Source organism: Pseudomonas sp. JQ170C, from assembly GCF_035581345.1.
Classification (GTDB): domain Bacteria; phylum Pseudomonadota; class Gammaproteobacteria; order Pseudomonadales; family Pseudomonadaceae; genus Aquipseudomonas.
On sequence record NZ_CP141608.1, the window covers coordinates 4,401,422 to 4,420,659 of the forward strand.

Here is a 19,238-nt window from a genome sequence, read left to right on the forward strand (position 1 = left end):
TCAGTCTTCGCGGTAGCGGCGCAGCTTCAGCTGCTTACCAGCAACACGAGTGTCCTTGAGCTTGGCCAGCAGACGCTCCAGACCTTCTTCCGGCAGCTCGACCAGGCTGAAGCTGTCGCGCACCTGGATGCGGCCGATCGCTTCGCGGGCCAGGCCGCCTTCGTTGAGGATGGCGCCCAGCAGGTTCTTGGCAGCGATACCGTCACGCGCGCCCAGCGCGGTACGGCAGCGTGCACGACCTTCGCCCAGTGGCATCGGGGCACGACGCTCACGCTCGCCACGCTCTGGACGCTCGCCAGTGCGCTCACGCGGGGTGTAGGTCGGTACCAGCGGCTGCTCTTTCTCGACCGCGTCCAGGGTCAGGGCCTGACCATTGGTAGCTTTGCGCAGCAGGGCTGCGGCCAGGGCACGCGGGCTGCAACCGATGTCGGCGGTCAGGCGATCAAGCAGATCACCGTGGGTCGATTCGGCTTCGGCAACCAGCGGCGCCAGACTGTTGGTCAGCTTCTTGATGCGGGCATCGAGAACGGCTTGAGCATTCGGCAGGCGAACTTCAGCAACCTTCTGACCGGTAACACGCTCGATCACCTGCAGCATGCGGCGCTCACGCGGGGTAACCAGCAGCAGCGCACGACCTTCGCGACCGGCACGGCCAGTACGGCCGATACGGTGAACGTAGGACTCTGGGTCGTACGGCATGTCAACGTTGAACACGTGAGTGATGCGCGGTACGTCCAGACCACGTGCCGCAACGTCAGTCGCAACAACGATGTCCAGGCGGCCATCCTTGAGCGAGTCGATCACGCGCTCACGCTGGTTCTGAGCAATGTCACCGTTCAGCGCAGCGGCTTTGTAGCCTTTGGCTTCCAGGGCGCTGGCCAGGTCCAGGGTCGCTTGCTTGGTACGAACGAAGGCGATCAGCGCATCGAACTCTTCCACTTCCAGCAGACGCAGGACAGCGGAAACCTTCTGGTCAGCGTGGACCATCAGGTGAGCTTGTTCGATAGCGGTAACAGTCTGGGTCTTGCTCTGGATCTTGACGTGCTTCGGTTCACGCAGGTGACGTTCGGCAATCGCGCGGATCGAAGCTGGCAGGGTGGCCGAGAACAGAACGGTCTGACGGCTTTCCGGCATGGCTTTGAAGATGACTTCCAGGTCATCCATGAAGCCCAGCTTGAGCATTTCGTCAGCTTCGTCGAGCACCAGGTGGTTGACGGTCGCCAGGACTTTCTCGTCGCGACGCAGGTGGTCGCACAGACGGCCCGGGGTAGCAACGACGATTTGCGCGCCATTGCGGATTGCTTTGAGTTGTGGGCCCATTGGGGCACCACCGTACACGGCCACCACGGTTACGCCCGGCATCTGCTTGGCGTAGGTTTCAAAAGCGGTGGCTACTTGCAGCGCCAACTCACGGGTTGGCGCCAGGATCAGGGCTTGCGGCTCGCGCTTGCTCGGGTCAATGCGGTTCAGGATAGGCAGTGCGAAGGCAGCGGTTTTACCGGTACCTGTCTGCGCCTGACCGATCATGTCATGACCGGCGAGAATAATCGGGATCGACTGCTGCTGAATGGCCGATGGCTCTTCGTAGCCGGTAGCCAGAACAGCAGCAACAATGCTCGGATGAAGATCGAGAGCGGCGAAGCCGCCGGTTTCCTGGGTCATGGGTCTGCCTCTAAGTGCATCCGCAAAGACCCATGCTCCAAAGCTGCACATGCCTTGTAAGACCCGAAGGTCACCCTGGCAGCTTTGTCGGCGGGGATTTGCGAAAACGATTGAAGAAAAATAGGAACGTCTAAGGAGAGTCCGCGGTGCGGACGCGCAGCCGAAGCTGGCTTCGGGGAATTGCACTACCTAAACGAGGTCCGGTAAAAGACCGGCGCGTACTATACCTGAATTCGGAATTTACGGGAGATTTTTTTATTGCAACACGCCAGCGCCAGACCCCGTTCAAACGGTGTCTGGGGTGGTAACGCTGCTGGCGGCTGAATCGTTTTTCTGCCGACAGCTCAACGGCGCGCCTCAGGAGGCCGGTCGAATCGCTGCGATGAGCGGTTGCAACGAGTAGCCCAGGCGTGGCGCCAGGGCATCAGCGCGGGCATTTAGCCCGGCCAGGTCCAGTTCCTGGTCAAGATCGGCCGGCACCATGAGGATCACATTACCCTCCTTGACCGGCAGCTCCCAATAATGGCGATGGTACAGTCCGCGCAACAAGGCGGCACCCAACGGCTTGCCGTCATCACCTGCCCATTGGTTGATCACCAGCCAGCCGCCAGGATTCAGGCGCTTCTGGCAATTCTCCAGAAAACGCCAGGCCAGGTGCGCCACCCCAGGGCCGTGATCGGTGTAGAGGTCGACGAAAATCAGGTCGGCAGGCTCGGCGCTGTCCAGCAGCTCCACTGCATCCCCAATGCGGATATACAGACGCGGGTCGTCATCCAGCCCCAGGTACTCGATGGCCAGGCGCGGCACATCGGGACGCAGCTCGATGGCCTCGATGTCGTCCAGCGGCAGGAACTTCATGCAGGCCTGGGTCAGCGTGCCCGCCCCCAGGCCGAGGAACAGCGCGCTCTCGGGCTCGGCATGGCACAACGCACCGATCAGCATGGCGCGGGTGTAGTCATACTCCAGCCAGCTTGGATCGGCGGTAAATACGCAGCTCTGCTCGATGGCCTCGCCAAACTCGAGAAACCGATAGTCATCGACTTCCAGCACGCTGATGGTGCCGTAGTCATCCTGCACCTGGGCCAGCAGCCGCTCCACCCGTTCCTCTGTCATGCTGTCTCCCGGCACACGCCGCTACCCCAGGCAAAAACCGCCATTGTCCGTCAATGGCGCCAGTGCAACAAGGCGCGCGGCAACTGTTAACATGGCACCCAGCCCTTTTACGACAAGATCGAGCCCGTGATGAACCAACCCTGGAGTCCTGACAGCTGGCGCGCCCTGCCGATCCAGCAGCAACCGACCTACCCCGACGCTGCCCATCTGCTCAAAGTCGAGCAGACCCTGGCCAGCTATCCGCCGCTGGTCTTTGCCGGCGAGGCCCGGGAGTTGCGTCGACAGTTTGCCGAAGTAACCCAGGGGCGGGCGTTCCTCCTGCAAGGGGGCGATTGCGCCGAGAGCTTCGCCGAGTTCTCGGCAGCGAAAATTCGCGACACCTTCAAGGTTCTGCTGCAGATGGCCATTGTCATGACCTTCGCCGCCGGCTGCCCGGTGGTCAAGGTCGGCCGTATGGCCGGGCAGTTCGCCAAGCCCCGCTCGGCGGGTGACGAGACCATCGGCGGCGTCACGCTGCCGGCCTATCGTGGCGACATCGTCAATGGCATCGGCTTTGACGAAAAAAGCCGGGTGCCGGACCCCGAGCGCCTGCTGCAGGCCTATCACCAGTCCACCGCCAGCCTGAACCTGCTACGCGCCTTTGCCCAGGGCGGCTTTGCCGACCTGCATCAAGTACACAAGTGGAACCTGGACTTCATCGCCAACTCGGCCCTGGCCGAAAAATACAGCCAGCTGGCCGACCGCATCGATGAAACCCTGGCCTTCATGCGTGCCTGCGGCATGGACAGCTCGCCGCAGCTGCGTGAAACCAGCTTCTTCACCGCCCACGAAGCCCTGCTGTTGAACTACGAAGAAGCCTTCGTGCGTCGCGACAGCCTGACCAACGACTACTACGACTGCTCGGCGCACATGCTCTGGATCGGCGATCGCACCCGCCAGCTCGATGGCGCCCATGTCGAATTCCTGCGCGGGGTGAACAACCCGATCGGGGTCAAGGTCGGCCCGAGCATGAACACTGAAGAGCTGATTCGCCTGATCGACGTGCTCAACCCGGACAACGACCCCGGCCGCCTCAACCTGATCGTACGCATGGGTGCAGAGAAGGTCGGCGATCACTTACCGGCGCTGATCCGCAGCGTCGAGCGTGAGGGCCGCCAGGTCCTGTGGAGCTCGGACCCGATGCATGGCAACACCATCAAGGCCAGCAGCGGCTACAAGACCCGCGACTTCGCCCAGATTCTCAGCGAGGTCAAACAGTTCTTCCAGGTGCATCAGGCCGAGGGTAGCCATGCGGGCGGCATCCACATCGAAATGACCGGGCAGAACGTCACCGAATGCATCGGCGGTGCTCGGCCGATTACCGAAGATGCCCTGTCGGACCGTTACCACACCCACTGCGATCCCCGCATGAACGCCGATCAGTCGCTGGAGCTGGCCTTCCTGATCGCCGAAACCCTCAAGCAGGTCCGCCGCTGAACGCACTGCGGGCCAGCGCCGGGCGCAAACGCTCGGCACTGGCCCGCGGGCAGTTTAGCTGGACCTGTGACAAGCCCAACCAGGCAGCCATGCGCCACAAATTGTCTGCCAAGGCCTGAATCCCGTCCTCGTCCAGGCCGCGCGCTTCCTCATGCACGGCGTGGATCGCCAGGCGGTCACTGGCGCGCTCGGCGCGCAAGTCCACCCGCGCGGCGATCCGCTCGTCATGCAGGAACGGCAACACGTAATAGCCATACACCCGCTTGTGCGCCGGGGTGTAGATCTCAAGCCGATAACGAAAATCGAACAGCCGCTCGGTGCGCTCGCGCGCCCAGACCAGCGAGTCGAAGGGGGACAGCAAGGCGCTACTGACGACCTTGCGGGGTAGCCGGATACGCTCCGGACAATAGGCCGGTTGCGACCAGCCCTGGACCGAACAGGCCTGCAACACCCCCTCCTCCACCAACTCGGCCAGACGCGCCCGACTGTCAGCGGGGCTCAGGCGATAGTAGTCCCGCAGGTCCTTCTCCGTACCCACCCCCAGGGCATGGGCCGCTTGCAGCAACAGGCCCCGCTGGGCCTGTGCTTCCTCCAGCGGCGGCAATTGCAGCAGCGCCTGAGGCAATACCCGCTCGGGCAGATCGTACAGGCGCTCGAAACCACGGCGGCCGGCCACCGCGACCAGTCCGGCGGCAAACAACCACTCCAGGGCGTGCTTTTCCGCGCTCCAGTCCCACCAAGGGCCGGCGAGCTCTTCTCGGGTCGACAGGCTGCCAGCCCCCAGTGCGCCCTGCTCCGTCACCGCCGCCAGCACCCGGGCGATGGTTGGCTGCTGCTCACGACCAAAGCGTGCCAGTTGCGGGTATATGCCCTGCCCCTGCCGCGCCCGGTCCATGCGCCAACGCAGCAATGGATAGAGCGACAGCGGCAGCAGAGAGGCTTCATGGCCCCAGTACTCGAAAACTTTGCGCTGGCGGGTGCGCCCCCAGGCGAGCTGGTCGAGCATGGCCTGTGGATAACTGCCCAGGCGGGAAAACAGCGGCAGGTAATGGGAACGCACCAGGGCATTGACCGAGTCGATCTGCACCACCCCCAGGCGCTCGATCACCCGCGACAGGTGAGCGACCCCGACGTCCGCGCGCGGCGCACGGGCAGCGAAACCCTGGGCCGCCAGCGCCAGACGACGCGCCTGTAGATGAGAAAACGATTGAGTGGTGGGCATGCCGGCTCCTTCTGAACAAGCCCACTCAAGGTAGTCGCGGCGCCCTTGGCACGCGACTCATTTTTTCAGCGGATCATCCCAGAACGGGCGCTCCACCTCTTGCAGCACATCGGCGCGGCTCATACCGATATCGTGCAGCGCCGCATCACTCATGCGCGCCAGCTCCTGGCGTTGCCGATGCAGTTGCCGCCAGCGTGCCAACTGCTGCACCACGCCGTGGACCAGTGGAGTAAACCAGCCCCGACGGAACTGGGGATACATCAGGAAGAGCGTTTTCTGACCTTTCATCGTCGTACCCTCCGTGTTGGATGACGTCAGTGTCAGCCCGGGTCTAAGATCAATCCAACGAATGTTCCTGATGCAATCCATCTAGGAGATTGATGCCTTGTCCCAGTACCAGAGTATCGACTCGGAGGTCCTGCGCACCTTTGTGGCGATTGCCGAGCATGGCGGTTTTACCCGTGCCGGCGAAGTGGTCAACCGCACTCAGTCAGCGGTCAGCATGCAGATGAAGCGCCTGGAAGAGGACATCATCCAGCGCCAGCTATTCGAACGTGACGGACGCCAGGTGCGCCTGACTGCCGAGGGCCAGGTCCTGCTCGGTTATGCGCGGCGCATCCTCAAGCTGCATGGCGAAGTGTTCAACACCCTGCGCATGCCGCATATGGTCGGCACAGTGCGCATCGGCACACCGGATGACTACGCCATGCGCTTTCTGCCGGGCATTCTCTCCAGCTTCGCCCAGGCCTATCCGTTGATCCAGGTGGAGGTGCATTGCGAAAGCTCTCGCCAACTGATGCAGCGCCAGGACCTGGACATGACCATCATCACCTGCGAGCCCGGCCACGAAGTCGGCCAGCTGCTACGCCGCGAACGCGCGGTATGGGTGCAGGCGCAAGGCTTTTGCCCACACGAACACACCCCCTTGCCGCTGGCGGTGTTCAACACCGACTGCTGCTGCCGGACCTGGGCCTGCAACGCCCTGGACGCGCTCGCAAAGGAATATCGCATCGCCTACACCAGTGCCAGCACCCCGGCGATCATGGCGGTGGTCAGCGCCGGCCTGGCCGTCACCGCGCAGTTGCAGAGCCTGATCACCAGCGACCTGCGGATCATCGGCGAGGCCGAAGGCCTGCCGGAGTTGCCGACCGCAAGCATCATGCTGCTGCGCAACGGCCCCCATCAGTCACAGATGATCGACTGCATGGCCGACTACATCATCGAAGGCTTCAGATCTTGAAGGCGAGCATCACGGCGCAAACCACCAGAAAGCCGCAAAACAACGTGCGCAGGACCCTTTCCGGCAAGGCATGAGCCAGCTTCACACCCCAACTGATGCTGAGCAGCCCGCCAATCGCCAACGGTATACCCATGCTCCACTGCACATGCTGGTGGATGCCATAGGTGAGCAATGTCACCGCGGTACTCGGCGCTGCCAAGGCCAGTGACAAGCCCTGGGCAACCACCTGGGTGGTGCCGAAGACACTGGTCAGCACTGGCGTTGCCACCACCGCCCCACCCACCCCGAACAGGCCGCCCAGCACACCGGCGCCGCCGCCCAACACACCCAGCCACGGCCAGCCGTGGCGCATCTCGCTGCTCGGCTGCGCCTTGGGCATGAACATCCGCGCCAGGTTCCAGGCCGCCAGGGCTACCAGAAACAGCACGAAGCCAAAGCGCATGGCCTGGGCATCGACACCTACAGCCCAGATCGAACCCAGCCAGGCAAAGGCAAAACTGGTGATCGCCAACGGCAAGGCATGGCGCAGCTCGATGCGATTGCGCTGGTGATAACGCCACAGCGCCAGCAGCACGTTGGGTACGACCATCACCAGGGCCGTACCCTGGGCCAGTTGCTGATCAAGCCCAAACAGCACACCGAGGGCGGGAATCGCGATCAATCCCCCTCCGATGCCGAACAACCCACCGACGGTCCCCAGTGCTGCGCCCAGCGCTATGTACATCGCCCACTCGATCATTGCTGCCTCTCAAGAAATCCAATCGGTGCATGCTACCGAGACGATGCTAGCGGGGAAACGCACAGCAACGCACAATGGCTGTGCTAATTACGCAAAAGCAGATCACACCAAATGAACCCTGACACCCTCACCGAACAACTCAGCCTGTTCCTGGATGTGCTGGAAACCGGCAGCTTTTCCGCCACCGCCCGCCGTCACCCGCTGACCCCGTCGGCGGTAGCGCGGCGCATCGACACCCTGGAAAGCGCCGTCGGCAGCCGCCTGTTCGTGCGCAGCACCCACGCCGTGCGCCCCACCCCGGCGGGCAACGCCTTCGCCGAGCGAGCGCGGCGCATTGTCGAGGAGCTGCGCCTGGCCCGCGCCGAAGCCGTGTCACTGAGCAATGCGCCGGAGGGCCTGATCCGCGTCGACGCCCCTGCAGCCTTCGGCCGTCGCCACCTGGCACCGGCCATTGCCGACTTCCTGGTGGCCTATCCCGGGCTCGATGTACAGCTACGCCTGATTGACAGCTTTGTCGACCTGCACGGCTCGCACCTGGGCGAAGTCGACCTGGTGCTGCGCGCAGGCCCGCTGGCAGACACCCGCCTGGTGGCAACCTCCCTGGCCAAGATGGTGCGCATTGCCTGCGCCAGCCCCGCGTACCTGGCTGCACGCGGCGTTCCTGCGACACCGGCCGAGCTACCCGATCATGACGGCCTGGATTGGGACGGCCTGGCGCCGCCCTTCGCCTGGCGCTTTGCAGTGGATGGCCAGCTGCGCCTGTACCGCCCGACGCGGATGCGCATGAGCGCCAACAACGCCGAAACCCTGTTGTTCGGCGCCCTTGCCGGCCTGGGCGTCGCCCACTTGCCGACGTGGCTGATCAGCGAGTACCTGTTACGCGGCGAGCTGTTGCCCCTGTTCTGCGAAAGCGGCTTGCCCGCGGCCGAATCCAGCGGCATTTATGCCCTGCGCCTGGAACATGAAACGAACTCTCGCAGCCGTTTGCTGCTCGAATTCCTCAAGAGCCGCTTCAGCCCGGTGCCCCCTTGGGACCTGGCCCTGCAAAGCGAGCTGCGCTGGTAATAAGTGCGCTAATGAACAGCGTGCTAAATTCAAAGGATCAATTGATCAAAGGATCTGCATGAACGCCGATAGCCAAACCCCAGGCCCTTGCGACGAACTGCTCCTGAACAACCAGGTGTGCTTCGCCCTGCACTCCACCTCGCTGCTCATGACCAAGGTGTACAAACCGTTGCTGCAAGCGCTTGGCCTGACTTATCCACAGTACCTGGCCATGCTCGTGCTCTGGGAGCAGGACGGTTTGACCGTGGGTGAAATCAGCCATCGCCTGCTGACCGATCCGGGCTCGCTGACGCCGCTGCTCAAGCGCCTTGAAGCCGAGGGGCTGCTCAAACGCACGCGCAGCCGCGACGATGAACGGGTGGTGCTGGTGCAACTGACCGAACAGGGTCGGGCCCTGCAGGAACAGGCCAAGCGCGTGCCACCGTGCATTCTCAGCGCCAGCGGACAGAGCCTTGAGCGCCTGCAAAAGCTCCAGGCCGAACTGCTGGAGCTACGGGCGAACCTGCAACAAAGCCTCTGAGGTCTATGCTGTGAGTGACCGTTCGTAGCATGGTCGAAAATTAACTTGCGCACTAAATAATTGCGCGATAAGTTAATTCCCGTACCCACTCAGCGCCACGGCGCAATCCATGCGAGGCTCAAGATGCAAAAGGTCACTCCGCTGTACATTGCAGAAGCTACCTCCACCGGCGGTCGCGATGGTCGGTCCAAATCCAGCGATGGCATTCTCGATGTCGCCCTGGCCACGCCCAAGGAGCTGGGCGGCGCAGGCGGCGCGGCTACCAACCCCGAGCAACTGTTTGCCGCCGGCTACTCGGCCTGCTTTATCGGCGCACTGAAGTTCGTCGCCGGCCAGCAGAAAAAAGCGATTCCAGCCGACAGCTCGATCAAGGCCCGCGTCGGCATCGGCCAGATCCCCGGCGGTTTCGGCCTGGACATCGACCTGCATGTGAACCTGCCAGGCCTGGAACAGGCCGATGCGCAGGCCCTGGTCGATGCCGCGCACCAGGTGTGCCCGTACTCCAACGCCACCCGCGGCAATGTCGATGTACGCCTGCACGTCACGGTCTGAGGGTAAAACCCAGGCATAAAAAAACCCGGCCAAGGCCGGGTTTTTAGTGGGCGCAAGAATTACTTCTTGGAACGACCCTTGAAGCTGCCATCGCGAGTGTCGATGTCGATCATCTCGTCGATTTCGATGAAGTCGGCAACCTGGATTTCAGTGCCGTTGCTCAGCTTGGCTGGCTTCATGACCTTGCCCGAAGTGTCGCCGCGAGCAGCGTTTTCGGTGTAGACAACCTTACGGCTGATGGTGGTCGGCAGTTCTACCGATACCAGGCGCTCTTCGAAGAAAACGGCTTCGCAGACGTCGGTCATGCCTTCTTCGATGTATGGCAGAACGGCCTCGATGTCTTCGGCGTTCAGCTCGTACATGGTGTAGTCGGTGGTGTCCATGAAGGTGAAGGTGTCACCGCTGATGAACGACAGGGTCGCTTCTTTGCGATCCAGGATCACGTCGTCCAGCTTGTCGTCCGCACCGTAAACGGTTTCGGTCTTGTAGCCGGTCAGCAGGTTCTTCAGCTTGGTCTTCATGATCGCGCTGTTACGGCCCGACTTGGTGAATTCAGCTTTCTGGACCAGCCACGGGTCGTTATCGATCCGCAGTACGGTACCGGGTTTCAGTTCTTTACCAGTTTTCATTGCGAGATATCCGAATTTGGATGGATTTACAAAAATCGAGGCCGCGTATCATAGCCAATTTCGATAAAACTGTACCAGCGCCGTGGCAAGGTCCGGCTGAGCGGCCTGTGTGGCGCTCCAGCGGCGGGCATGCTGGTCGAGCTCGGTCCAGTGCTCCAGTACCTGCTGCCAGGCCTGGCCCATGTCGCGATCCATGTTCCAGGCGCGCCACAAATCGACGATGGCCGTTTTGGCTGACGGCGACAGCCCTACGACGTAATGATCGAGAAACGCTTCGAGCTTTTCCCAGTGGGCATACTCTTCCTGCACATAGATATGCCAGAGCAGCGGACGCCCTGCCCACTGCGCGCGCACAAACGAATCCTCGCCGCGCACGGCATTGAAATCGCAGCACCACAACAGTTGATCGTATTCATCCTGACTGACGAAAGGCAGGATCTGCACCGTCAGCGCACCGCGCGTCGCCACGCTGCCCACCTGCAGGGTGCCCTCGCCCAGCCAGGCCTGAACATCCCCGAGGATACGGCCCTCGGGCACCAGCAGATGGTTGGCACGGCCGTCGGCGGCCAGGGCATCGAGCCAGCTGGCCAGGCCCGAATTTTCGTAGGCGAACAGCGAAATCAGGCGAGCATCGCGGGCCGGGGTGACGCCCAGGCCCTGGAGAAACGCTGCGCGCGCTGCCGGGTCCTGCTCGAACGCCTCACGCCGCGCCAGCAGGTTCGCCTCACGCAACAGGCCGCCGGTCCTGGGCGTAAAGCCCGGGAAGAAAAACACCTTGCGCAAGCCATTGGGCAGGGGTGATGGCAAGCCATGGCAGCCTTCGACCCAGTCTTCGGCGCTGAGGTATTCAAGGTTCAGCCACAACGGGGCGCGGGGGCTGTCGAGCATGGCCTGCACATAGGCGGCCGGCAGCTGACAGGCAAAGGCACCGATTACGACGTCCGCCACAGCCGTTTCCTGCCACTCGGGCAGCCAGTGACACACCTCGACCCCTTGCTGCCATTGTTGCGCAGCACCGGGCTCGGCCTGGGGACAGATGCGTGCGAAGGCCGTCAGGTCATCCACCCACAGGCGCACCGCCACGTCCTGCTCGGCCACCAATTGCCGCGCAAGACGCCAGGTCACGCCGATGTCGCCGTAGTTGTCGACGACACAACAGAAGATGTCCCAGTGCGCTTTCATCGCGGCCCCCTTGGCAAAAGCGCCGATTGTCCGGGTAAATCATCGCAGACAAAAGCCTGGTAGGAAAAAAACCTCTTGGCCGTGCGAGAATGGCCGCCTGTGACCTGGCCAGGAGGCCACCATGCCCCGTCCTCGCGAACTGAAGATTACCCTCAAGCCTGTGCAATTGATTCTGTGCGTAGCCCTGGGGCTGTGGCTTGGCGCGCTCGCCATTGCCCTGAGCCTGTGGCTTGCCGGGCGCCTGTTGCCTGAAACCGTACAACCCCTGACCCAAAGGTTTGCACCGCCAGCCGCAGCCCCGGCAAGCGTGACACCGGAGGTCGATCAGCAGGTACGGATGTTCGAGCAGTACAAGCAGATCCTCCGCGATCAGGACGTGCAGCAGGCAGAAGAGCAGGCCGAAAGCAGCCTGCGCAACCTGTCCAACCCCAAGTGCCAGTTCTGGCTGCAACAGAACCGCACCGCGCCAACCGAAAAGAGCCGCGCCCTCGTCCTGGAACTGTGTAACTGACCCCCTCATGAACAAAGCCGACCTGCTCACCCGCATCATCGACACCCTGAGCTTTGACCTCGACGTGGCCCAACGCGCGGCGCAGACCGCCTATGAAACCGCCACCGCGGAAGAGAACATTGCCGAAAACAAGTACGACACGCTGGGGCTGGAAGCGTCCTATCTGGCGACCGGACAAGCCCGGCGCATGGAGGAGATCCGTCAGGCGCGGGCTGCCTATCAGCAGTTGGTGCTGCGCGATTACGACCCATCGTGCGGCATTCAGGTCAGCAACCTCGTCACGCTGGAAGCTGAGGATGGCAGTTGCCAGCGTGTGTTCCTCGGGCCTGAAGGCGCTGGACTGAAGATTGGCCAGGGATCGCAGCTGGTGACGGTGATCACCCCGCGCTCGCCCCTGGGACAGGGCTTGATCGGTAAGGCGGTGGATGACGAAGTCACCCTCGTGCTCGGGGGACGGCAGCAGCATTTTTGGGTGACCGCGGCTTGCTGATCGCAGGGCAAGCCCGCGCCTAGCGCTTGAGGCTTCCGTCAAACTTCTGCGCCAGGCCCTGGGCAGCAAACTGCTCGAGAATGAAGTCCACGAAGACCCGCGTCTTGCCCGGCAGCAGCTTGTGCTCGGCGTAGTACAGCGAAATGTTGCCGTCATCCACATACCAGTCCGGCAGCACCCGCACCAGGCTCCCCGCCTCCAGGTAAGGCACGGCGAACGGCATGCTCACCAGCGCCACGCCCAACCCCTGCTGCGCCGCCCCGCACGCCGCCTCCGAATCGCTCATGGTCATGCGCAGGCGAATGTTCAACGGGCTTTGTTCCTGCTGGTGATTGATCAATGGCCAGGAACGCACCCGCCCGGTCTGCGGTGAACGTATCAGAATCCCGTCCAGTGCCTGCAAATCGACGGGCTGACTGATCGGCGGGTGGCGTTCGATAAACGCCGGGGCCGCCACCAGAATCCGGTGCGCCGGGGTCAGCTTGCGCGCCACCACGCCCTGGGGCAGATCGAAGCCGCCGCCGATCGCGGCATCAAAGCCCTGGCCAATCAGGTCGACCTGGCGGTTATCGAAGTGCCAGTCCGGGCTGATGGCCGGGTAGCGCTGCAGAAACTCGCTGAGCAGCGGCACGATGTACAAGCGCCCGAACACCGTGCCCATGCTTACCTTCAAGGTCCCGGTCGGCTGTCCTTCAGCGCTGGCCAGGTTGGCCACCGCGTACTGGATGGTCTGTAAGCTCCCCGCCACCTCTCCCAGAAACCGCTGGCCCGCCTCGGTCAGGGTCAGACGCCGGGTGCTGCGCTGGAACAGACGCACGCCAAGGTTCGCTTCCAGCCGCGCGACGTTCTTGCCCACCGCCGCCGGGGTCAGGCTCAGGCGGCGGGCAGCCTCGGCAAAGCTGCCCACCTCGGCACTGCGGACAAAGCATTCGATACTACTGAAAGTTTCCAAGGCACCGATTCCATACTTGTGGTTTACACAGACTATAGCGATTACCGGCTATTCAGAGGGTAATACGGCGCCGATACTGGCCCCCATCCAAGGCATCCGGCCTTGTTCTTTCGGGAGCACAGTATGTCGACCCAAACTCGCCTCGACGGCAAAGTGGCCCTGGTCCAGGGTGGTTCACGCGGTATCGGCGCCGCTATCGTCAAACGCCTGGCCGCCGAAGGCGCCAGTGTTGCCTTTACCTACGCCCACGCTACCGAACAGGCCCAGGCGCTGCAGCAAAGCATCATTGCCGGCGGTGGCAAGGCCCTCGCCCTCCAGGCCGACAGCGCCGATGCCAGCGCCGTGCAACAAGCGGTGCAAACCACGGTTGAGCGCTTTGGCAGGCTGGACATCCTGGTCAACAACGCCGGTGTGCTGGCCGTTGCGCCCTTGCTGGAGTTCGACCTGGACGACTTCGATCGCACCCTGGCGGTCAACGTACGCAGCGTCTTCGTCGCCACCCAGGCCGCGGCCCGGCATATGGGCCAGGGTGGACGCATCATCAACATCGGCAGCACCAACGCCGAACGCATGCCCTTCGCCGGCGGCGGCCCCTATGCCATGAGCAAGTCCGCCCTGGTCGGCCTGACACGCGGCCTGGCACGGGACCTCGGTCCACTGGGCATCACCATCAACAATGTGCAGCCGGGCCCTGTGGATACCGAGATGAACCCGGCCAAGGGCGAGTTCGCCGAAAGCCTGATGGGCTACATGGCGGTGGGGCGCTACGGCGAAGTCGAAGAGATCGCCAGCTTCGTTGCCTACCTGGCCAGCCCCGAAGCGGCCTATATCACCGGTGCCAGCCTGACCATCGATGGCGGCTTCGCTGCCTGATGTGCTCAACCACCTTCCTTGGCGTCCAGGCTTTGTTCAATCATCTGAACGAATACCCTGGCTGCCGGGGTAGGGTTTTTCGACCAGATCGCATAGAGGTGGCGCCGCGGCGCATCGCGTATGACTGCCGTGGCCACCTCCTTGAACGACCCGGCAGTACGCGCCGGCACCAGCCCCACCGCCAGCTTGCGCTGGACGAATTTCTCGACCAGGCGAATATTGGTCACCTCGAACTGCACCCGATGGCCCAGGCCGGCGGCAGCGAACGCTTCGTCGGTCTGGCGGCGGGCGCCCGTACCGGCAGGAAAATCCACAAGCGGCTGGTTTTCCAGGTGCGCCAGCGACAGGCCCTCCACCAGCACCAGCGGATGATCCACGGGAAATACCGCCACCAACTCCTCTTCGGCCAGAAGGCGGTACTCGACCCCCTCAAGACGCTCCCCCGGCCACACCCCGATGAACCCCACATCCAACCGCCGCTCGCGTACGTCGGCAATCAGCAGCTCGCTCTTGGCCATCAGCCAGCGGATATCCACTTGTGGATACTGGCGATGGAAGCCGGCCAGCAAGTCGACCAGGTCCAGTTCGGTCATCGAGGTTATCTCGCCGATGGACAATTGCCCGCGCACCTCGCCACAGGCGGCAGCCACGTCTTCGGCAATACGCCGGGTGGCCTCCAGGGCAGGCCGGGCGCTCTGCACGAACGCCTCGCCCGCCGGGGTCAGGCGCACCCGCCGCGAGCTACGCTCGAACAGGCTGACACCCAAGGCTTCCTCCAGCCGGGCGATCTGGTGACTCAGCGCCGACTGAACGACATGGCACCGTTCAGCGGCGCGGGTGAAGCTGCCGGTATCGACCACGGCAAGGGCATATTCGATTTGCTTGAGGTTCATGGATCAATCTATTTTCAAGATGGATAGAATGAAAACGATACATTGGCGTCATGCTAGCGCATTTCCCATACTGTCACTTCCTAACTGCCACTGATCGAGACGGTCCATGACCACCTCCACTTCTCCCCTGAGCCGCGGCCTGATCCTGCTGATGGCGACCGCCACCGGCCTCGCCGTGGCCAGCAACTACTATGCCCAGCCGCTACTGCACAGCATCGCCGAGCATTTCGGCCTGACCACTGCCAGTGCCGGGGCCATCGTCATTGCCGCCCAGCTGAGCTATGGCGCCGGACTGTTGCTGCTGGCACCTTTGGGCGATCTGTTCGAGCAACGCCGGCTGATCGTCAGCATGATCGGCATCAGCACCCTGGGGCTGTTGATCAGTGCCTTCTCTCCAAGCCTGTCCTGGTTGCTGCTGGGCACGACACTGACCGGCCTGTTCTCGGTGGTGGCCCAGGTGCTGGTGCCCATGGCGGCTGGCCTGAGCGACCCGAGCCAACGGGGCCGGGTGGTTGGCACGCTGATGAGCGGGCTGCTGCTGGGCATCCTGCTGGCGCGCACCGCCGCCGGCTTCATGGCCGAGCTCGGCGGCTGGCGCAGCATTTACCTGCTGGCCGCCGCATTGATGGCCGTGTGTGCGATTGCGCTGTACCGCGCCCTGCCTGAGCGGCACCAGCATGCCGGGCTCAAGTATCCGGCACTGATCGGCTCGGTGTTTCGCCTGTTCGTCGATGAGCCAGTGCTACGCCTGCGTTCGCTGCTCGGCCTGCTGGCCTTCAGCTTGTTCGCCCTGTTCTGGACACCCCTGGCCTTTCTCCTGGCGGCCGAGCCCTATCACTACTCCGACGCAATCATCGGCCTGTTCGGCCTGGCCGGTGCCGCCGGTGCGCTGTCGGCCAACTGGGCCGGCCGCCTGGCCGATCGCGGCAAGGGGCCGCTGGGGACCACCGTCGGGCTGCTGGCGTTGCTGCTGTCCTGGATTCCCCTGGGTTTTGCCCAGACATCCCTGGTGGCGCTGTTGATCGGCGTGCTGTTGCTGGACCTGGCCGTGCAACTGGTGCATGTGAGTAACCAGAATGCGGTGATTGCCCTGCGTCCGGAAGCACGCAACCGCCTCAACGCCGGCTACATCACCTGCTACTTCATCGGCGGGGCGCTGGGATCGCTGCTCGGCACCCAGCTGTTCCAGTCCCACGGCTGGAATGCCATCGTCATTGCCGGTCTTGTCATCGGCAGCCTGGCCTTGCTGGTCTGGGGCCTGGCCGAACGCCAGCGCAGCCTGGGTGCGCGCACGGCCTGAGCGGCACCGCTCGGGCGACCCTCCGTCGCCTGAGCATTGACTTGTAGCGGCCCCGAGCGCTGAGTAGGGATTGGTCAACAGCCCCTTCAAATCGGATGACACAATGACAAGACTCACGGTTCAGTCCGGCGATTTCTTGCAAGGTGAAGGCGAATTTCGCAACGGATCGCTCACACTCAAGACCTGCCGCAGCCCCAACCCCGGGGAAAAAATCGCCCTTACCCGTATCCGCGACCTGATCGTTGCCAACCAGGAGTCCAGCCGCAGCCTGGGCAGCACCTTGGGTTGGGGCGTGGCTGGCGCGCTGGTGGCAGGCCCCGTCGGCCTGATTGCCGGGCTCTGGCTGGGGGGCAAGGAAGAGGAGGTGACCTTCCTCGCCACCTTCAAGGATGGACGCAAGCTGATGGCCATCACCGACGGCAAGACCTGGTCGAAAATCAACGGCCAGTGGCGCCGACAGGTGTTGCCCGCCGCCAACCGCTGAACCGGGCTGCGCCTCGTTCGTTCATTGATACAACACACCGCGCAAACAGGGGCACCGTGACCCGGTCGCCCCTGCTAAGATGCGCGCCCGCCTGCCTGGCGCAATGCCGGCAAGCCTGACTCCCCCTCCATTCTCAGTCTTCACCCCGGACCGCATCGAGGCATAACGGTGCGTCCGCCACATGCCATCAAGGAGCTTTCTGCATGTCCCTGCCCCGCCCCCACCTGCCCTTGGGCCTGCTCGGCTTGAGCCTGGCCCTGCCCGTCTCGCACAGTCTGGCGCAGGACAGCATCACACTGGCGCCGGTGAAGGTGTCCGAGGTGTACAGCGAGGGTTACCAGGTTCATGACGCGTCGGTGACCGGTTTTGCACCCGCCCCCTTGCTGGATACTCCTGCGTCGGTTGCCGTGTTCAGCGAGCAATTGATCGTCGATCGCCAGGTACGCAAGCTCAGCGAACTCCTGCAAAGCGACGCCTCGGTGGGCGAAAGCTACGCGCCGATCGGCTACTACGAGAACTTCAACGTGCGCGGCTTCGAGCTCAATGCCGCCAGCAGTTACAAGATCAACGGCCAGACCATCGCCGGTGAGCAGAACGTCGCGCTGGAGAACAAGCAGCAAGTGGAGTTGCTCAAGGGCTTGTCCGGCTTGCAAAGTGGCGTCGCCGAACCCGGGGGGCTGATCAACTACGTCACCAAGCGCCCTGAAGACATACGCTCGGTGACGGTGTCGAGCAACGAGCAAAGCGAGCGCTACATCGCCACCGACCTGGGTGGCTGGTTCGGCAGTGAGCGACAGTTCGGCCTGCTCGCCAACCTCGCCCATGAAGACATCCGCTCCTATGTCGATCATGCCGACGGCAAACGCGACTTCGCCGCCCTGGCCTTTGACTGGCAGATCAACCCCGATGCCCTGCTGCAACTGGATGCCGAGTACCAGCACCGTGAGCAGCGCTCGGTGCCGGGTTATCAACTGCTCGGCGGCAACAGCCTGCCCCACGACATCGACCCCCACGACCGCCTGGCCTACCAGCAATGGGCCAACCCGGTGAGCATCGACTCGCTGAACCTGGGCGGGCGCTTCGAGTACCGCTTCAACGACAGCTGGACCGGCACCCTCAGCGCCTCGCACAGCAAGGTCGTGATCGACGACTACAGCTCTTTTGCCTGGGGCTCCAGCGAAGGCGCGTTCTTCAGCAGTGCCGGTGACTATGACATCTACGACTACCGCAGCCCCGACGATAGCCGCCGCACCGACGAAGCACAGGCAGCCCTCGATGGCCGCTTCGACGCGCTGGGACTGGGCCATGAGCTGACTGTGGGGGCCAGCGCCCAACGTCGCACCCTGGATCAGCGCCCGTATTTCAACGAATGGATCGGCAGCGGCAACATCTATGAAGAGACGCCGGTACTCGAGCCGTCCGACAAAACACCGGGCCACAGCAGCCGCCGCCTGGACAGCCGCCAGTACGGCTTGTTTGCCAGCGACCGGATCAGCTTCAACGAGCAGTGGCAAACGGTCCTGGGCGCACGCCTGGTGCGGCTGGATGAAAAAACCTTCGCTGAAGATGGCACCCCTGGTCGGCACACCCGCGATTATCAACTGCTGCCCAATGCCGCGCTGATCTACAAGCCGCGTGCGGATATCTCCCTGTACACCAGCTACAGCAAGGGGATCTCCACGGGCGGCACCGCACCGTGGTTTGCCAGCAACGCCGCCGAAATACTTGCCCCGACCCTGTCCCACCAGCTGGAAGTCGGCATCAAGCGCGACTGGCAACGCCTGAGCCTGAGCGCTGCCCTGTTCCAACTGCGCCAGGCTTATCAATATTCACAGCCGGACGGCGCAGGCAACTTCACCTACGTGCAACAAGGGCAACAGAAAAACGTCGGCCTGGAGCTGGGCGCCAGCGGCTGGCTGACCGAGCGCCTGCAGATCAACGCCAGCGCTGCGGCCATCCGCGCGCGGGTAAAAAACAGTGGTACGGCCGACTTTGAGGATCACCAGGCGATCAACGTGCCCAACTTCCGCGCCGCCGTGCAGGCCGACTACAGCCTGCCGATCCCAGGCCTGGCCCTGCTGGGCGGGGCACGCTACAGCGCCGGCAAATACGCCAACCAGGCCGGCACGGTAGAAGTCGGCAGCTACGCCGTGTTCGACCTGGGCAGCCGCTACAGCACGCGAATCGGAGGGTATGACACCGTGGTACGCCTGATGGTGGATAACGTGTTCGACAAACGCTACTGGCGAGACGCCGGGGAATACCTGGGGGATGGCTACCTGTTCCAGGGCGCGCCGAGAACGGCACGGGTGTCGGCGTCCGTAAGCTTCTGACA

Annotated in this window: 19 protein-coding genes and 1 pseudogene; 11 read left to right on the plus strand and 9 right to left on the minus strand. The window is 63.2% G+C overall.

What is annotated here, in order from left to right:
* Both U9R80_RS19990 and U9R80_RS19995 read right to left on the minus strand, forming a co-directional pair.
* Nucleotides 1-1,696: pseudogene (locus U9R80_RS19990) on the minus strand (DEAD/DEAH box helicase).
* A gap of 323 nt (nucleotides 1,697-2,019) precedes the next feature.
* Nucleotides 2,020-2,775: a spermidine synthase gene (locus tag U9R80_RS19995; RefSeq protein ID WP_301839461.1), complete on the minus strand. Its 756-nt coding sequence runs from the start codon at nucleotides 2,773-2,775 to the stop codon at nucleotides 2,020-2,022.
* A 129-nt stretch (nucleotides 2,776-2,904) separates the two neighbouring features.
* Between U9R80_RS19995 and U9R80_RS20000 the strand changes: the two genes are divergently transcribed.
* Complete coding sequence (locus U9R80_RS20000) at nucleotides 2,905-4,251, plus strand: class II 3-deoxy-7-phosphoheptulonate synthase (RefSeq protein WP_301839460.1); 1,347 nt, start codon at nucleotides 2,905-2,907, stop codon at nucleotides 4,249-4,251.
* Here U9R80_RS20000 and U9R80_RS20005 read toward each other — a convergent pair.
* Nucleotides 4,232-5,473, minus strand: a complete 1,242-nt coding sequence (locus tag U9R80_RS20005; protein WP_301839458.1) for a winged helix-turn-helix domain-containing protein — start codon at nucleotides 5,471-5,473, stop codon at nucleotides 4,232-4,234. The genes U9R80_RS20000 and U9R80_RS20005 overlap by 20 nt on opposite strands.
* Before the next feature lie 57 nt (nucleotides 5,474-5,530).
* On the minus strand, nucleotides 5,531-5,734 hold the full coding sequence (locus U9R80_RS20010; RefSeq protein ID WP_324805250.1) for a DUF1127 domain-containing protein: 204 nt from the start codon (nucleotides 5,732-5,734) through the stop codon (nucleotides 5,531-5,533).
* Nucleotides 5,735-5,858: 124 nt separating this feature from the next.
* Here U9R80_RS20010 and U9R80_RS20015 point away from each other — a divergent pair, with 124 nt between their 5' ends.
* Nucleotides 5,859-6,713 carry a LysR family transcriptional regulator gene (locus U9R80_RS20015; protein ID WP_301839455.1) on the plus strand — a complete coding sequence of 285 codons (855 nt, stop codon included), beginning with the start codon at nucleotides 5,859-5,861 and terminating at the stop codon, nucleotides 6,711-6,713.
* Here U9R80_RS20015 and U9R80_RS20020 read toward each other — a convergent pair.
* Entirely contained in the window at nucleotides 6,703-7,452 is a 750-nt protein-coding gene (locus tag U9R80_RS20020; RefSeq protein WP_301839454.1) for a sulfite exporter TauE/SafE family protein, read from the minus strand. The two genes, U9R80_RS20015 and U9R80_RS20020, sit on opposite strands and share 11 nt — an antisense overlap.
* Nucleotides 7,453-7,563: 111 nt before the next feature.
* On the opposite strand from U9R80_RS20020, the gene U9R80_RS20025 reads away from it, so the two are divergent.
* The 3 genes from U9R80_RS20025 to U9R80_RS20035 all read left to right on the plus strand — a co-directional run bounded on the left by U9R80_RS20025 (nucleotide 7,564) and on the right by U9R80_RS20035 (nucleotide 9,589).
* A complete protein-coding gene (locus U9R80_RS20025) occupies nucleotides 7,564-8,517 on the plus strand; it encodes a LysR family transcriptional regulator (protein WP_301839453.1) in 954 nt (317 codons plus the stop codon).
* Nucleotides 8,518-8,575: 58 nt separating this feature from the next.
* Nucleotides 8,576-9,037 carry a MarR family winged helix-turn-helix transcriptional regulator gene (locus tag U9R80_RS20030; RefSeq protein WP_301839452.1) on the plus strand — a complete coding sequence of 154 codons (462 nt, stop codon included), beginning with the start codon at nucleotides 8,576-8,578 and terminating at the stop codon, nucleotides 9,035-9,037.
* Between the two features lie 123 nt (nucleotides 9,038-9,160).
* The gene (locus U9R80_RS20035) at nucleotides 9,161-9,589 is read left to right on the plus strand and encodes an organic hydroperoxide resistance protein (RefSeq protein ID WP_301839451.1); all 429 of its coding nucleotides are present in this window, start codon (nucleotides 9,161-9,163) and stop codon (nucleotides 9,587-9,589) included.
* Between the two features lie 59 nt (nucleotides 9,590-9,648).
* Here the strand turns inward: U9R80_RS20035 and efp are convergent, their stop codons facing one another.
* Nucleotides 9,649-10,218 carry an elongation factor P gene (efp, locus tag U9R80_RS20040; protein WP_028943737.1) on the minus strand — a complete coding sequence of 190 codons (570 nt, stop codon included), beginning with the start codon at nucleotides 10,216-10,218 and terminating at the stop codon, nucleotides 9,649-9,651.
* 48 nt (nucleotides 10,219-10,266) lie between these two features.
* Nucleotides 10,267-11,400 (minus strand): elongation factor P maturation arginine rhamnosyltransferase EarP, encoded by a 1,134-nt coding sequence (gene earP / locus U9R80_RS20045; RefSeq protein ID WP_301839449.1) that lies wholly within the window; start codon nucleotides 11,398-11,400, stop codon nucleotides 10,267-10,269.
* Nucleotides 11,401-11,521: 121 nt separating this feature from the next.
* Here earP and U9R80_RS20050 point away from each other — a divergent pair, with 121 nt between their 5' ends.
* Together U9R80_RS20050 and U9R80_RS20055 are read left to right on the plus strand one after the other, a co-directional pair.
* Nucleotides 11,522-11,911 carry a hypothetical protein gene (locus U9R80_RS20050; RefSeq protein ID WP_301839448.1) on the plus strand — a complete coding sequence of 130 codons (390 nt, stop codon included), beginning with the start codon at nucleotides 11,522-11,524 and terminating at the stop codon, nucleotides 11,909-11,911.
* 7 nt (nucleotides 11,912-11,918) lie between these two features.
* Entirely contained in the window at nucleotides 11,919-12,401 is a 483-nt protein-coding gene (locus tag U9R80_RS20055; protein WP_301839447.1) for a GreA/GreB family elongation factor, read from the plus strand.
* A 19-nt stretch (nucleotides 12,402-12,420) separates the two neighbouring features.
* Here U9R80_RS20055 and U9R80_RS20060 read toward each other — a convergent pair whose 3' ends face one another.
* The gene (locus U9R80_RS20060; protein WP_301839446.1) at nucleotides 12,421-13,353 is read right to left on the minus strand and encodes a LysR family transcriptional regulator; all 933 of its coding nucleotides are present in this window, start codon (nucleotides 13,351-13,353) and stop codon (nucleotides 12,421-12,423) included.
* A 123-nt stretch (nucleotides 13,354-13,476) separates the two neighbouring features.
* Here U9R80_RS20060 and U9R80_RS20065 point away from each other — a divergent pair, with 123 nt between their 5' ends.
* Nucleotides 13,477-14,226 carry a 3-oxoacyl-ACP reductase family protein gene (locus U9R80_RS20065; protein WP_301839445.1) on the plus strand — a complete coding sequence of 250 codons (750 nt, stop codon included), beginning with the start codon at nucleotides 13,477-13,479 and terminating at the stop codon, nucleotides 14,224-14,226.
* Between the two features lie 5 nt (nucleotides 14,227-14,231).
* Here the strand turns inward: U9R80_RS20065 and U9R80_RS20070 are convergent, their stop codons facing one another.
* Entirely contained in the window at nucleotides 14,232-15,119 is an 888-nt protein-coding gene (locus tag U9R80_RS20070; RefSeq protein ID WP_301839442.1) for a LysR family transcriptional regulator, read from the minus strand.
* A gap of 106 nt (nucleotides 15,120-15,225) precedes the next feature.
* Between U9R80_RS20070 and U9R80_RS20075 the strand changes: the two genes are divergently transcribed.
* From U9R80_RS20075 to U9R80_RS20085, 3 genes are all read left to right on the plus strand, one after another.
* Nucleotides 15,226-16,419: an MFS transporter gene (locus U9R80_RS20075; RefSeq protein WP_301839441.1), complete on the plus strand. Its 1,194-nt coding sequence runs from the start codon at nucleotides 15,226-15,228 to the stop codon at nucleotides 16,417-16,419.
* 103 nt (nucleotides 16,420-16,522) lie between these two features.
* On the plus strand, nucleotides 16,523-16,903 hold the full coding sequence (locus U9R80_RS20080) for a hypothetical protein (RefSeq protein WP_301839440.1): 381 nt from the start codon (nucleotides 16,523-16,525) through the stop codon (nucleotides 16,901-16,903).
* A 203-nt stretch (nucleotides 16,904-17,106) separates the two neighbouring features.
* The gene (locus U9R80_RS20085; RefSeq protein ID WP_301839439.1) at nucleotides 17,107-19,236 is read left to right on the plus strand and encodes a TonB-dependent siderophore receptor; all 2,130 of its coding nucleotides are present in this window, start codon (nucleotides 17,107-17,109) and stop codon (nucleotides 19,234-19,236) included.
* Nucleotides 19,237-19,238 lie beyond the last annotated feature (2 nt).